The following is a 15619-nucleotide window of genomic DNA, read 5'->3' as shown; positions in this document are numbered from 1 at the left end:
CTTGATTATGTCTTAATTAAAATATATTATCCATGTTATAGTATCCAGGATCTTGATTAGCTAAAAATTTAGCAGCAGTAATAGATCCTTTTGCAAATATGTCCTTAGATTGGGCCGTATGCTTTATTTCAAGAACTTCATCATGACCAGCAAATATTACGTCATGTTCACCAACAATAGTTCCACCTCTAATAGCGTGTATACCTATTTCATTTTCTTTTCTTTTAGCTTCACGCCCATATCGCCCATATTTATTTTCTGACATTGGTAAAACCTCTTTAATAGAGTTAGCTATCATTACAGCGGTACCGCTTGGAGCATCTACCTTTTTATTATGGTGTTTTTCGATTACTTCTATATCAAAATCACTTAGTGCTTTAGCAGCCTGTTTTACTAATCTTAGTAATACATTAACTCCTAAAGACATGTTATAAGAGTGAAATATAGGTATAGCTTTAGATGCATTATAAATCTTATCCAACTCTTCATCATTATAACCTGTAGTAGCTATAACTAGTGGAGTTTTAGTTTTTAATGCATAACTTAAAACTTCATCTAAAGCTAAGTGATGTGAGAAATCTATTATAACATCAGCATTTTCACTAACATAGTCAAAAGAAGAGTATGCTTTAAATCCTAAATCATTGTTATTTTGAGGAGAAACCCCACAAACTAATTCTAAATTAGAGTCCTCATTAACACAGTTAGCCAAAACTCTTCCCATTTTTCCACTACATCCATTTATTATTACTTTTAGCATGTTCCCTCCTGTAATTTTAGTCCACAATTGACTAATTGTTGCTTTAGAACTTCTACATTTTTAGGATCCATTTCAGCAAGAGGCAGTCTTAAACCACCAACCTCGAATCCAAGTAAATTAGCAGCTGTTTTTACTGGAACAGGATTTACCTCTATAAATAAAGCATCTATAAGAGGTTTCATTCCAAGTTGAAGTTCTCTAGAACCATTTATATCTCCTTCAAAGAATTTATAAACTAAATCATGAGTTTCTTGAGGACAAATATTAGCCAGTACTGATATTACACCATGGCCTCCAAGAGATAATAATGGTAATATAGTATCATCATTACCAGAGTAAACAGCGAAATCTTTTGGAACTAATCTACAAACTTCAGCAACTTGAGCTAAGTTTCCGCTAGCTTCCTTTATACCAACTATGTTTTTAACCTGAGCAAGTTCAGAAACCATACTAGGAGCAAGATTGACACCAGTTCTGCTAGGAACGTTATACATTATTATAGGTATATTAACGCTAGAGGCTATAGTTTCAAAGTGTTTTTTTATTCCAGATTTATTTCCTTTATTATAATAAGGTGTTATAACTAAAAGAGCATCTGCTCCAAATTTCTCAGCTTGTTGACACATATAAATAGAGTGAATAGTATCATTTCCACCAGTGCCAGCTATGATAGGTATTCTTTTATTAGCCTTATCTATAACATATTTTATAACAGCAAGATGCTCTTCATCATCAAGAGTACTAGCTTCACCTGTAGTACCACAAGCAACTATAGCATCTGTATTATTTTCTATATGAAATTCAACTAATTCATCAAGTTTTTCATAGTTAACTCTACCATTCTCATCAAATGGAGTAATTAAAGCAACTGCAGATCCTTTAAATATCATAACGATATCCCCCTTAAAATATAAAAATTAAAAATAATTTTTAATAAATTTAAACTAAATTATATTTTAATAGCAACTCAGCTATTTGAACTGCATTAGTAGCAGCACCTTTTCTGATGTTATCAGCTACACACCAGAAGTTTAATCCGTTATCGATACTAAAGTCTCTTCTTATTCTTCCAACAAAAACTTCATCATTACCGTTTGCATCAATTGTTGTAGGATATTCTAATTTTTCTGGATTATCTATTACAACAACACCATCTGCATTTTTTAAATCATTTATTACATCATTAAGTTCAAATGGATTTTCAAGCTCAATATTTATAGATTCACTATGACAGTTTTTAACAGGAACTCTAACTGTAGTAGCAGTGACTTTTAAGTTATAGTTATTAAATATTTTCATAGTTTCGTTTACCATTTTCATCTCTTCTTTTGTATAGCCATTTTCAGTAAATACATCTATATGAGGAAGACAGTTAAAGGCTATTTGATGAGGATAAAAGCTATTAGCTTCTCCGTTTACACCATTTTCTAAATCTTTAACTCCTCTCACACCAGAACCAGATACAGCTTGGTATGTAGAGTAAATAACTCTTTTTATTTTATATTTTTCTTGAAGTGGTTTTAATGGAACTACAGCTTGTATAGTAGAGCAATTTGGATTAGCTATAATCCCTTTATGATCTTTAACTGCATCAGGATTAACTTCAGGAACCACTAATGGAACATTAGGGTCCATTCTCCACTGACTGGAATTATCTACTACAATAGCTCCTTTAGATGCTGCAATAGGTGCAAATTTTTCACTTATAGATCCACCTGCAGAGAATAATGCTATTTGTATATCTCTATCAAAAGAGTTTTTAGTTAATTCTTCAACTATATACTCTTTTCCTGCAAATTTAACTACAGAACCTGCTGATTTAGCAGATGAAAATAAATAAAGATTTTTTATTGGAAAATGCCTTTCTTCTAACACTTTTAAAAATGTTCTACCAACCATACCAGTAGCACCAACTATTGCCACATTTATCTTTTTCATTTTAATCACCCCAATTTAATATATATTTACCAAAGTTATATAAAATACATACAATTAAAAAAACGTACAAAGGTATACTTTGTACGTTTTAAAATACATAAAAGTAAACCTTGTAGCTCAACACTTAAGATAAGTGACAGTATTGTATATATTCTATACAATCCCAGAAAATACCTTTGCCAAGATATATCTTCGGCTATAATTCCTTTCTCTAATTATTAACGCTTGCCAGCTACAATTAGTTACTAATAATTACAGCGCCTCTACGATAGGTTAAGAGACTATAAATAATTTAGTATAATTTTAATGTATAAATCTCTAAAAATCAATTTAAATTTTAGAAAATTCTAAATTTTAATGCAAATAATGAAATTAGGTTGAAAAAATTCTAAATTTTAATGAATAATTTGTATCTAATAATATGACAAAAAGATATAATTAAAATTGAAGGAATATACTAATTATCACAATATAAGGGGGAAATTTAGTGGATACTTTAAAAGAATTATTTAAAATTGGTTGTGGTCCGTCAAGCTCTCATACAATGGGTCCGCAAAGAGCAGCTAAAAAGTTTAGAGATAAGAATCATAATGCAGATAGTTTTAGAGTAAATTTATATGGTAGTTTAGCGGCAACAGGGGAAGGTCACTTGACAGATTATATTATAAAAAAAACATTAGAACCTAAAAGTGTTGAAATAATATGGGAACCAGATGAAATAAGAGATTTCCATCCAAATGGAATGACATTTAGGGCTCTAGATAAAGATAATAATGTGATAGATGAGTATACAGTGTTTTCAATAGGCGGAGGAAGTTTAAAAGAAGAAAATGAAAATACATCAAATATTAGTAAACAATACCCTTTGACTACAATGACAGATATTATGAATTGGTGTAATGAAAATAATAAAACCTTATTGGATTATGTTTTAGAAAATGAAGATGACGATGCTTTTGAATATATAGATAATATAAGAATAGCGATGAGACGATCTATAAAAGAAGGATTAGAATCAACCGAATTTATACCTGGCAAGTTACAATTAAAAAGGCGTGCTAAAGACTTTTATAATAAATATTTAGAAAGTAATAAATTTACAACTATGTTATTTTCTTATGCATTAGCTGCTTCAGAGCAAAATGCTTCTGGAAATATGATAGTTACAGCTCCAACATGTGGTTCAGCAGGAGTTATACCAGGGGTACTTTTAAGTTTACAAGACCATGGTGAATATACTGATAATCAAATAAATGAGGCATTATTAGTAGGAGGATTGATTGGAAATATTATAAAATACAATGCATCAATTTCAGGTGCTGAAGTAGGATGTCAAGGTGAAATCGGTGCTGCATGTTCTATGGCTGCTGCAGCTATTGCATATCTTAAAGGTGGAACTACTGAGCAAATAGAGTATGCAGCTGAAATAGCATTAGAGCATCACTTAGGAATGACATGTGACCCGGTATATGGGTATGTTCAGATTCCATGTATAGAAAGAAATGCTATCGGAGCAGAAAGAGCTTTAGACTCAGCTAACTATGCTTTATTGACAGATGGAACACATTTTATAACATTAGATCAAGTAATTCAAACTATGAAGGAAACAGGTATAGATATGATGGATAAATATAAAGAAACTGCTAAAGGTGGTTTAGCTAAGCACTTTTTCTCATGTTAACAAAAACATAGTTTAAATAATTCACTCAAGGGGGAAGAAAAATATGAATGACATAGAGGCATTGTTTGAAAAACTGAAAAATCATAGAAATAAATTACATAATATTGGTGAAATAGGTAGAAAAGAATATAATACATCAAAATATATAAGAAGTTATTTAGATAAATTAGGAATAGAATATAGTGTTTATATAGAAACTGGTACGGTAGGTATTATAAAAGGAAAAAATCCTATAAAAACTATAGCATTTAGATCAGATATTGACGCATTAAGTACTGAAAATGGAGTTAAGCATTTATGTGGACATGATGGGCATATGAGTATTTTACTTGGATTAATAGAATATCTAAATAATAATAGGCATAATTTAAATGATAATATTGTATTTATATTTCAACCAGCAGAAGAAGCGCCTGGTGGAGCTGAAGAAATGATAAAACAAGGTGTTCTCAAATATTATAATGTAGATGAAATATATGGATTACACATATATCCTGAAATACCAGAAGGATATATTGGTTTAAGAGATGGTTATTTCTTAGCACAAGGAGCAGAAATAGATATAAATATAACTGCTAAAAGTGCCCATGGAGCTATGCCTCAAAATGGAATAGATGCTACTGTAGTTGCTTCTAGCTTAATAAGCAATTTACAAAGTATAGTTTCTAGAAACTTAAGTCCTATAGATAATGGAGTAATTACAATAGGAAAACTAAATGCAGGATCTGTAAGAAATATAGTTGCTGAAAATGCATATTTAGAAGGAACTATGAGAACATTTAGTCCAGAAACTTACGCACATATGAAAAAGAGAATTAAGGAAGTTGTATCTGGGTGTGAAGTTATGTATAATTGTAAAATTGATGCAGAGATAAGAGATTTTTATCCTGCTGTAAATAATGATAAAAAGTTGTATGATGAATTTATAAATATAATAGGTGAAGATAAAATAATAAAGTTAGACCCTTTAATGATATCGGAGGACTTTTCATACTATCAAAAAGAAGTTCCAGGATTATTTTTTATGTTAGGTTCTAGAAATGAAGAAAAAGGATATATAAATGGACTTCATAATATTAATTTCAATTTTGATGAAAAAATTTTCTTAAATGCCTTAGAAATATATATTAAATTATTAAAAGCTAAAAAATCACTAAATTAAAAATTAACCCCTTTGTTTTTTGTATAAATTTTGTCTAGATGATAAAAATACAGAAAAGAAGGGGTGTTTTTATGGAAAAAAATGAATTAAATAAAGAACTTATAGAAAAATGTGAAAGAACTAAAAAAGGAGCTAATAAAAAGAAGCTAAAGCCATTGACAGATAATGATATAATGAAATATGAGATAGCATCAGAACTAGGCTTATTAGATAAGGTTAGTGAACGTGGATGGGCAGGTCTTACTGCAAAAGAAGCAGGCAGAATTGGTGGAATACTTACATCACGAAAAAAACAAAAGAAAAAGATGATGGAGGACAAAAATAAAGAGGATGAATCAGTATAAAGATTTTGCATTCGTATACGATGAACTTATGAATGAAGTTGATTATGACGGATGGGTTGACTATATAGAGAATATAATAAAGAATGAAGATGCACAGGTTAAAAATATATTAGAATTAGCATGTGGAACAGGTAACTTAACAATACCTTTAACTAAGAAGAATTATGATATTGCGGGTATAGATATATCAGAAGAAATGCTTAGTGTAGCTAGAGAAAAAGGTGAAGATGAAGGCGTTGAATTAGTACTACTTCAACAAGATATTGCTGAATTAGATTTTGATATACCAAACCTTGACTGTATTCTATGTGCTTGTGATGGATTTAATTATATAACTTATGATGAAGACTTAGAAAATGTATTTTCTAAGTCATATGAACTATTAAAAGAAAATGGATTATTTATATTTGATATAAGTTCATTTTATAAACTATCAACTGTATTAGGAAATAATATGTACGGTGAAAATAGAGAAGATATAGCCTATATGTGGCAAAATTATTTTGATGAAGAAGAGAACTTAGTTGAAATGGAGTTAGCATTCTTTATAAGAGATGAAGAAGATGAGAGATTTGATAGATTTGAAGAAACTCATTTACAAAGAGCATACAAGGAAGAAGAAATAATAAGCCTACTAAAAAAAGTAGGATTTAATAAAATAAAAACATATGGAGACTTTACTTTTGAAAGTCCTAAAGATGACAGTGAAAGAATATTCTTTGTATGTAAGAAATAATTAGGATTTATCGGAGGAATACGAAATGAAAGATTATGTAATAAGAGCAACTGCAGGAAACGGACAAATTAGAGCCTTCGTAGCAACTACTAGAGACTTAGTTGAAGAAGCAAGAAGTTTACATGATACAACTAAGGTTGCAACTGCAGCATTAGGAAGAACGCTAACAGCAACATCAATGATGGGCTTAATGATGAAAAATGAAAGAGATAAAGTAACAGTTATAATAAAAGGTGGAGGTCCAATAGGAACAATACTTGTTACATCTGATTCAAAAGGGAATGTAAAAGGATACGTTTCAAATCCTTATGTAGAATTTGAAAATTATCCTAATGGGAAATTAAATGTAGCAGGAGCAGTAGGAACTAATGGACATGTTAAGGTAATAAAAGATATAGGCCTTAGAGAACCTTATAATGGTTCTTATCCGCTAGTAAGTGGAGAAATAGCTGATGACTTTACTCATTACTTTGCATTATCTGAGCAAACTCCATCAGTAGTTTCTTTAGGTGTTCTTACAAGAAGTGATGAAGTTGAATATGCAGGTGGATTTATAGTTCAATTAATGCCTGATGCGGAGGAAGAAAATATATCTATATTAGAGAAAAATATATCAAATTTACCATCTATAACAAATATGCTTAAAGAAGGTAAAACTCCAGAAGATATATTAAATATAGTATTAAATGGATTAGATCCAAAAATATTAGATAAATGTGAAGTTAAATTTGAATGTGAGTGTTCAAAAGAAAAAGTTAAAGATGCACTAGTTGCTATAGGTAAAACTGCTTTAACTGAGATAATAGAAGAAGACAAAAAAGCAGAAGTTGGATGTCAATTCTGTAATAGAAAATACAATTACACAGAAGAAGAACTTATAGAAGTTTTACACAATATGTAATTAAATAACTTATTTTAAACCCTTGTGCTATGGTATACTAAACTTGTTGGTAGACCTTAGTATAAGGGTTTATTTTTATACAAAAAAATAAGAGTTAATAAAAGTTGATAGGGGGTTAAAATATGTACATTAAAAACAACTTAGAAATAACTCAATCTCAAAATCTAGTAATAAACTCTCAATTAATTCAATCTCTAAATATATTGCATATGAATAATATAGATTTAGATAAAGAAATAGAAAGAGAGCTTGAAGATAACCCTTTATTAGAAGCTGAAAAAAATAATGATATAAATTGGGAAGAATATATTAAGAGTAATGAAAGAAATAATATAATTAATCATAAAGAAAGGGAATTTAATGATAATGAGCTAAATTTAGAAAATGTTATTAAAAGTCCCAATAATATTTATGATGATCTACATCTTCAGCTTAATTTACATAAAGTAAGTCATTTAGAAAAAAAAATTTGTGAATATATAATTGATAGTTTAGATAAAGATGGATATTTAAATATTAGTGATGAAGAAATAATAAGTGAATTTAATATAAACAATGAAGTATATAATAAATGTTTAGAAATAATACAAGGATTTGATCCAAGTGGAGTAGGAGCAAGATCTGTGAAAGAGTGTCTAATAATTCAATTAAAAAATATGGGAATACTTAATTCACTATTAAAAAATATCATACTAAATGATTTAGAACTGATTGCTTCTAGTAAGTACAAAGAATTATGTAAAAAATATGATATATCGAAAGGAGAATTTAAAGAAATATTTAATATAATAAAAGGTTTGAGTGTAAAGCCATATGATAATTACTCTAATAAAGGTGATGAAATATTATATATAAAGCCTGATGTTGTAGTAGAAAAAATAGAAAATGAGTTTTTAGTCTATTTAAATCAAAGTAGTTCATATCAATTGAATATAAATAACTTTTATAAAGATATACTTAAAAATTCTAACTCTGATAAGGAAACCCAAAAATATATTAAAGAAAAATTAAATTCAGCTTTAAGTCTAATTAATAATATTGAGAATAGAAAAAATACTATACTTAAAATTGCAGAATGTATAGTAAACAATCAAAAAGACTTTTTAAATAAAGGTATTGAATTTATAAAACCTATGACTATGAAATTTATAGCAAACGAATTAGATATTAATGAGTCTACAATAAGTAGGGGTGTAAATGGAAAATATATATTAACTCCATATGGAACTTTTGAATTAAGATACTTTTTTAGCAGTTCTATAAATATAGATGGAAGTGAGTCTATGTCTAGTATAAGCATAAAAAAGATAATAAGGGATAAAATAAGCGAAGAAAATAAGGACAAGCCTTTAAGTGATGATAAATTGGCAAAAATATTAAATGAAGAAGGTATAAATATAGCTCGAAGAACTGTAGCCAAATATAGAGAAGAGCTAGGTATATTATCCTCAAGTAAACGAAAAAGGTTATAATTAGAAAAAATAAAAAAAATTATACTAAAACTATTGAAATAAATTGGGATATGATTTAAAATTAAATTATCTTGTGGGACTAAAATTGAATGTAGGGACAATTAATGTCCCGTTAAATTACACCAAGGAGTCATAAAATGAAAGACTTAATTAAACTTCAAAAAAAAATAATTCCCCAAGTAGTGGAGCTTATGGAAAGAAGATACTCTATTCTTAGACAGATTTCCTTAAGTCAACCAGTAGGAAGAAGAACCTTATCGAATATATTAGATATAAGTGAAAGAATTATAAGATCTGAAACAGAGTCATTAAAGGAACAAGGACTTATAAGTGTTGCAGGTTCAGGCATGAATATTACTTTAGAAGGTGAAGAACTTCTAGAAGATCTAAAAGATGCTATGAATGATATAATGGGACTTTCAAGATTACAAGATAAGGTAAAAGAAAAGCTAGGTATAAAAAAGGTTTTATTAGTACCAGGTAGCTTTGATAACAACGAAAGTATTTTACATGACATAGTAAAATGTGGAGCTGAGTATTTTCTTCAAGTATTAAAACCAGAAGATGTAGTTTCTATAACTGGTGGAAGTACAATGTTAGAGTTTTCTAAAGCTTTAAAAACAGAAAAGAAATATACTGATGTTACGGTAGTACCAGCTAGAGGTAGTATGGGAAAAATCGTAGAAACTCAAACAAGTAATATAGTTTCAAACATAAGTAAGAAGTTAGATTCACATTATAAATTATTAAATATACCAGATGAATTAAGTGAAGAAGCGAAGAAAAGCTTAACACAAGAGCCAGAAATAAAAACAACATTAGATTATATAGAAAAAACTAATATATTAGTTTTTGGTATTGGTAGAGCTGATGAGATGGCAAGAAGAAGAAAAATACCAGATGAACAAGTTGAAGAAATTATATCAAAAGGAGCTGTATGTGAAGCCTTTGGTTATTACTTCAATAAAGATGGTGATATAGTATATAAGTTGAATACTGTGGGTATAGACTTAAATACTGTAAATAATGTAAGAGAAACAATTGCCATATTTGGAGGTTCAAGAAAAGTAGAAGCTTGTATAGCAATATCAAAGGTAGATAAAAATATCGTCCTTGTAACAGATGAAGACAGTGCATATAAGATTCTAGATACAAATTAGTTAACCACTAGCTAAGCTAGTAAAAATATATTATAAATATACATACACTTAGGAGGTAGCACGATGGTTAAAGTAGCTATAAATGGATTTGGGAGAATAGGAAGACTTGCATTAAGAAAATTAATGGAACAAACTGATAAGTTTGATGTTGTTGCAATAAACGACTTAACAGATGCTAAAACTTTAGCACACTTATTCAAGTATGATACTGCTCAAGGTAGATTCAATGGTGAAATAGAAGTTAAAGACGGAGCTTTCGTTGTTAACGGAAAAGAAATAAAAGTAACTGCTGAAAGAAATCCTGCAGACTTACCATGGAAAGAATTAAATGTTGATATAGTATTAGAGTGTACTGGATTCTTCACTTCTCAAGAGAAGGCTGGTCTTCACTTAGAAGCTGGAGCTAAGAAAGTTGTTGTTTCTGCACCAGCAACAGGGGATATAAAAACTGTAGTTTACAATGTAAACCACGATATATTAGATGGAAGCGAAACTGTTATATCAGGAGCTTCTTGTACAACTAACTGTTTAGCACCAATGGCTAAAACTTTAAATGATGCTTTTGGATTACAAAAAGGTTTCATGACAACTATACATGCTTACACTAATGACCAAAATACTTTAGATGGTCCTCACGCTAAAGGTGATTTAAGAAGAGCTAGAGCTGCTGCTGCTAACATAGTTCCTAACACTACAGGAGCTGCAAAAGCTATAGGTTTAGTTATACCAGAATTAAAAGGTAAATTAGACGGAGCTGCTCAAAGAGTTCCAGTTGTAACTGGATCAATAACAGAGTTAATATGTACATTAGATAAAAATGTAACTGTAGAAGAAATAAATGCTGCTATGAAAGCTGCTTCAAATGAATCTTTCGGATACACTGAAGAGCCATTAGTATCTTCTGATATAGTTGGAATAAGCTACGGATCATTATTCGATGCTACTCAAACAAAAGTTATGGAAGTAAACGGAGAACAATTAGTTAAAGTTGTTTCTTGGTATGACAATGAAATGTCTTATACTTCTCAATTAATAAGAACATTAGGATACTTTGCTAACTTAGCTAAGTAATTTTAAACAAGGTCCGGGTTTGTAGTTTTATACTACGGGCTCTGGACTTTTTTTCTAAAAAATTGTACCTAAGAGTATGAATTTATTGTATACGATATAAAGGGAATATATATATAATTCGGTGTTAGAAGGAGAATACATAATGTCAATGCTTAATAAAAAAAGTATAGAAGATATAAACGTGAACGGAAAAAGAGTATTAGTAAGATGTGACTTCAACGTACCTTTAAAGGATGGAGTTATAACTGATGAAAATAGATTAAACGGAGCATTACCAACTATAAAGTATTTAATAGAAAATGGAGCTAAAGTAATACTTTGCTCTCACTTAGGAAAACCAAAAGGTGAAGCTAAGCCAGAATTATCTTTAGCACCAGTTGCAAAAAGATTATCTGAAATGTTAGGTAAAGAAGTAGTATTTGCTGCTGATGCTAATGTTGTAGGAGAAAATGCTAAAGCTGATGTAGAAAAAATGCAAAATGGTGATGTAGTATTACTTGAAAACACTAGATACAGAAAAGAAGAAACTAAAAATGAAGAAAATTACTCTAAAGAATTAGCTTCTTTAGCTGAAATATTTGTAAATGATGCATTTGGTACTGCTCATAGAGCTCACTGCTCAACAGTAGGTGCTGGAGAATTCTTAGAAGAAAGAGTTTGTGGATATTTAATCCAAAAAGAATTAAAATTCTTAGGTGAAGCTGTTGCAAACCCTGTTAGACCTTTCACTGCAATATTAGGTGGAGCTAAAGTTTCTGATAAGATAGCTGTTATAGAACAATTATTAGAAAAAGTTGATAACATAATAATAGGTGGAGGAATGTCTTATACATTCTTAAAAGCTTTAGGATATGAAATAGGAACTTCTTTAGTCGAAGAAGATAGAGTTGAATATGCTAAAGAAATGATGGCTAAGGCTGAAGCTAAAGGTGTTAAATTCTTACTACCAATAGATAATGCAGTAGCTGATAAGTTTGCTGATGTTGAGCCAGTTATAACTGAAGGAGCTGACATACCAGAAGGATTCATGGGACTTGATATAGGACCAAAAACAATAGAATTATATGTAAATACTGTAAATGAATCTAAGACAATAGTATGGAATGGACCAATGGGAGTATTTGAGTTTGAAAACTTCAACAAAGGTACATTAGCAGTAGCTAAAGCTATGGCAGCCTTAACTGATGCTACTACAGTAATCGGTGGTGGAGATTCTGCTGCAGCTGTTAACCAATTAGGATTCGGAGATAAAATGACTCACGTTTCTACTGGTGGAGGAGCATCATTAGAGTTCTTAGAAGGTAAAGAATTACCAGGGATAGTAGCTTTAGATAACAAATAATATAGAAATTAACAATAGAGTATAGTACTCAATTTTAAAATATAAATAAGTTACCACAGCAGTTTTATGAAAATAAAACTACCTTAAATATTATCAAGATTAAACTTAAGGAAAATCCAATTAGGGAATGGATTTTCCTTAAAGTTTAGTCAAATGTGGAGGAATTGAAAATGAGAAAGCCTATAATAGCAGGAAACTGGAAGATGAATAAAACAATAGCAGAAGCTGTTGCTTTTGTTAATGATGTTAAAGATAGAGTAAACAATGGAAATGTAGAAGCAGTAATATGTGCACCTTTCTTAGCTTTAAAAGATTTAAAAGAAGTTACTAAAGGAACTAATATAAAAGTTGGAGCTCAAAATATGCACTTTGAAGAAAGTGGAGCTTTTACAGGTGAAGTTGCACCATCAATGCTAAAAGAGATAGGTGTAGACTATGTAGTTATAGGGCACTCAGAAAGAAGAGAATACTTCAATGAAACTGATGAAACTGTAAATAAAAAAGTTTTAAAAGCTTTAGAGCATGGTATACTTCCAATACTTTGTTGTGGAGAAACTCTAGAACAAAGAGAAGCTGGTGAAACTAAAGCAGTTTGTAAAGTTCAAGTTGAAAAAGCTTTAGAAAATGTAGCTAAAGAAGACTTATCTAAAGTTGTTATAGCGTATGAACCAATATGGGCAATAGGAACTGGTAAAACAGCTACTGCTGAAGATGCTAACGATGTTATATCTTATATAAGAGAAGTAGTAAAAGGTTTATATGGTGATTTAGCTAATGAAGTTAGAATACAATATGGTGGAAGTGTTAAACCTGCAAACGTTGCAGAAATAATGGCACAAAGTGATATAGATGGAGCTTTAGTTGGTGGTGCTAGCTTAGCTGCTGACGATTATGTAAAGCTTGTAAATTTCTAAGGAGTGAAATAATTATGAAAAAACCAGTTGCTTTAATCATAATGGATGGTTACGGATATACTAGTGAAACTAAAGGGAACGCTGTAGCTGCTGCTAAGACTCCTAACTTAGATAGAATATCTAATGAATATTCAAGCACAACAATAAATGCTAGTGGACTAGATGTTGGTTTACCTAATGGACAAATGGGTAATTCAGAAGTTGGACACACAAACATAGGTGCAGGAAGAATAGTATACCAAGACTTAACTAGAATAACGAAAGCAATAGAAGATGGCGAATTCTTTGAAAATGAAGTATTATGCCAAGCTATGGAAAATGCTAAAGATAAAGCACTTCACTTAATGGGATTATTATCTGATGGTGGAGTACATTCACATATAGATCATCTAAAAGCTTTAATAAAAATGGCTAAGAAAAATGGTGTAGAAAAAGTATATGTTCATGCATTTACAGATGGTAGAGACACAGATCCTCAAAGTGCAATAACATATGTAAAAGAAATACAAGATGTTATGGATGAAGTAGGTGTAGGTGAATTTGCTTCTGTAAGTGGTAGATACTATGCAATGGATAGAGATAAAAGATGGGAAAGAGTTGAGCTTGCATATAATGCAATGGTAGAAGGTAAAGGTGAAACTGCAAATTCTGCTACTGAAGCTATACAAAATTCTTATGATGATGGTAAAAATGATGAATTCGTCTTACCAACAGTTATAGTTAAGGATAATACTCCTGTTGGAACTATAAAAGAAGGAGATTCTATAGTATTCTTCAACTTTAGACCAGATAGAGCTAGACAAATAACAAGAAGTTTAGTTTGTGATGAATTTGTAGGTTTTGAAAGACCTTGTATGAAGACTTTCTTTGTATGCTTAACTGAATATGATATAACTATTAAAAATGTTCATATAGCATTTGGACCTCAATCATTAAGCAATACTTTAGGAGAATTTTTAGCTAAAAATAACAAAACTCAATTAAGAGCTGCTGAAACAGAGAAGTATGCTCACGTTACATTCTTCTTTAATGGTGGGGTTGAAGAACCAAACCAAGGTGAAGAAAGATTATTAATACCATCTCCAAAAGTTGCAACTTATGACTTACAACCAGAAATGTCTGCTAATGAGTTATTAGAAAAAGTTGAAGCTAGAATAGATGAAGATAAATTTGATTTTATAGTTGTTAACTTTGCAAATCCTGATATGGTTGGTCATACAGGAAATATTGAAGCTGCAATAAAAGCAGTTGAAACAGTTGATAGCTGTGTAGGAAAACTAATTGATAAAATAATTGAAAAAGGTGGTAGTGCAATAATAACTGCTGACCACGGAAATGCAGAATTAATGGAAGATATAGAAACTGGAAAAACAATAACAGCTCACTCTACTAATCCAGTACCATTTATAGTTGCAGGTGAAGAATTTAAAAATTCCACATTACTAGATGATGGTAGATTATCTGATATAGCACCAACAGTATTAGATATGATGCATTTAGAACAACCAGAAGAGATGACTGGTCATTCATTAATAAAAAAATGATTATAAAAATGATTATTTGAGATAAATTTATTATATTTGAAAATTATAAAATACACGATATATTATTTTATTACCAAATTTAAAAATTTAAATAAAATTTGCCCATCAACAAATTTATATTTTTATATAAAGAAGGAATTAAATTAATATATTGTGTAGATATTAATTATTATATTATGAAAATTGAAGGGAGATAGAAATATGTCAGTTATAGAAGCTGTATACGCTAGAGAAGTATTAGATTCAAGAGGGAATCCAACTGTTGAGGTTGAAGTAACATTACAAAGCGGAACTATGGGGAGAGCAATAGTACCATCAGGAGCATCTACAGGAGCTTTCGAAGCGGTAGAATTAAGAGATGGAGATAAAGGAAGATACATCGGTAAAGGTGTAGAAAAAGCTGTTAACAATGTAAATGAAATAATAGCACCAGAATTAGAAGGAATGGACTGCTTTGACCAACCAGGAATAGATGCAGTTATGATAGAATTAGACGGAACTCACAACAAGGGTAAATTAGGAGCTAATGCTATACTTGGAGTTTCTATGGCTGTAGCAAGAGCTGCTGCTGAAGAATTAGGATTACCATTATTC

General features: G+C 30.2%; 14 protein-coding genes, 1 pseudogene and 1 riboswitch. Of the genes and pseudogenes, 12 read left to right on the top strand and 3 right to left on the bottom strand.

Annotated elements, in window-relative coordinates:
- Positions 1-16: 16 nt before the first annotated feature.
- From dapB to I2A66_RS06455, 3 genes are read right to left on the bottom strand one after another with little or no spacing between them, the layout of a single operon-like run.
- The gene (gene dapB / locus I2A66_RS06465) at positions 17-760 is read right to left on the bottom strand and encodes a 4-hydroxy-tetrahydrodipicolinate reductase (RefSeq protein WP_195251276.1); all 744 of its coding nucleotides are present in this window, start codon (positions 758-760) and stop codon (positions 17-19) included.
- On the bottom strand, positions 754-1650 hold the full coding sequence (gene dapA, locus I2A66_RS06460) for a 4-hydroxy-tetrahydrodipicolinate synthase (RefSeq protein WP_195251274.1): 897 nt from the start codon (positions 1648-1650) through the stop codon (positions 754-756). Before dapA ends, dapB begins: the two co-directional genes overlap by 7 nt.
- Before the next feature lie 49 nt (positions 1651-1699).
- Positions 1700-2698 (bottom strand): aspartate-semialdehyde dehydrogenase, encoded by a 999-nt coding sequence (locus I2A66_RS06455; protein WP_195251272.1) that lies wholly within the window; start codon positions 2696-2698, stop codon positions 1700-1702.
- A 105-nt stretch (positions 2699-2803) separates the two neighbouring features.
- A riboswitch (Lysine riboswitch) is annotated at positions 2804-2972 on the bottom strand.
- Between the two features lie 213 nt (positions 2973-3185).
- On the opposite strand from I2A66_RS06455, the gene I2A66_RS06450 reads away from it, so the two are divergent.
- From I2A66_RS06450 to eno, 12 genes and pseudogenes are all read left to right on the top strand, one after another.
- Complete coding sequence (locus tag I2A66_RS06450; protein WP_147516632.1) at positions 3186-4379, top strand: L-serine ammonia-lyase; 1194 nt, start codon at positions 3186-3188, stop codon at positions 4377-4379.
- 43 nt (positions 4380-4422) lie between these two features.
- The gene (locus tag I2A66_RS06445) at positions 4423-5541 is read left to right on the top strand and encodes a M20 metallopeptidase family protein (RefSeq protein WP_195251269.1); all 1119 of its coding nucleotides are present in this window, start codon (positions 4423-4425) and stop codon (positions 5539-5541) included.
- Between the two features lie 71 nt (positions 5542-5612).
- A complete protein-coding gene (locus tag I2A66_RS06440) occupies positions 5613-5885 on the top strand; it encodes a small, acid-soluble spore protein, alpha/beta type (protein WP_122638992.1) in 273 nt (90 codons plus the stop codon).
- Positions 5872-6621 (top strand): class I SAM-dependent DNA methyltransferase, encoded by a 750-nt coding sequence (locus I2A66_RS06435; protein ID WP_122638993.1) that lies wholly within the window; start codon positions 5872-5874, stop codon positions 6619-6621. Before I2A66_RS06440 ends, I2A66_RS06435 begins: the two co-directional genes overlap by 14 nt.
- Before the next feature lie 25 nt (positions 6622-6646).
- A complete protein-coding gene (gene hslO, locus I2A66_RS06430) occupies positions 6647-7522 on the top strand; it encodes an Hsp33 family molecular chaperone HslO (protein ID WP_195251267.1) in 876 nt (291 codons plus the stop codon).
- A 122-nt stretch (positions 7523-7644) separates the two neighbouring features.
- Entirely contained in the window at positions 7645-8994 is a 1350-nt protein-coding gene (rpoN, locus tag I2A66_RS06425; RefSeq protein ID WP_122638995.1) for an RNA polymerase factor sigma-54, read from the top strand.
- A 137-nt stretch (positions 8995-9131) separates the two neighbouring features.
- A complete protein-coding gene (locus I2A66_RS06420) occupies positions 9132-10154 on the top strand; it encodes a sugar-binding transcriptional regulator (protein WP_122638996.1) in 1023 nt (340 codons plus the stop codon).
- A 63-nt stretch (positions 10155-10217) separates the two neighbouring features.
- Complete coding sequence (gene gap, locus I2A66_RS06415; RefSeq protein ID WP_195251265.1) at positions 10218-11225, top strand: type I glyceraldehyde-3-phosphate dehydrogenase; 1008 nt, start codon at positions 10218-10220, stop codon at positions 11223-11225.
- A gap of 142 nt (positions 11226-11367) precedes the next feature.
- The gene (locus I2A66_RS06410; RefSeq protein ID WP_147516627.1) at positions 11368-12567 is read left to right on the top strand and encodes a phosphoglycerate kinase; all 1200 of its coding nucleotides are present in this window, start codon (positions 11368-11370) and stop codon (positions 12565-12567) included.
- Between the two features lie 170 nt (positions 12568-12737).
- A complete protein-coding gene (gene tpiA, locus I2A66_RS06405; protein ID WP_122638999.1) occupies positions 12738-13481 on the top strand; it encodes a triose-phosphate isomerase in 744 nt (247 codons plus the stop codon).
- A gap of 14 nt (positions 13482-13495) precedes the next feature.
- On the top strand, positions 13496-15025 hold the full coding sequence (gene gpmI, locus I2A66_RS06400) for a 2,3-bisphosphoglycerate-independent phosphoglycerate mutase (RefSeq protein WP_195251263.1): 1530 nt from the start codon (positions 13496-13498) through the stop codon (positions 15023-15025).
- A gap of 201 nt (positions 15026-15226) precedes the next feature.
- Positions 15227-15619: pseudogene (gene eno / locus I2A66_RS06395) on the top strand (phosphopyruvate hydratase); the annotation flags it as partial.

It is taken from the genome of Romboutsia sp. 1001713B170207_170306_H8 (assembly GCF_015550495.1).
Taxonomy (GTDB): Bacteria; Bacillota; Clostridia; order Peptostreptococcales; family Peptostreptococcaceae; genus Romboutsia_E.
The sequence above is the reverse complement of the archived record's forward strand: the minus strand, read 5'-3'. Positions and strand labels throughout refer to the sequence as shown.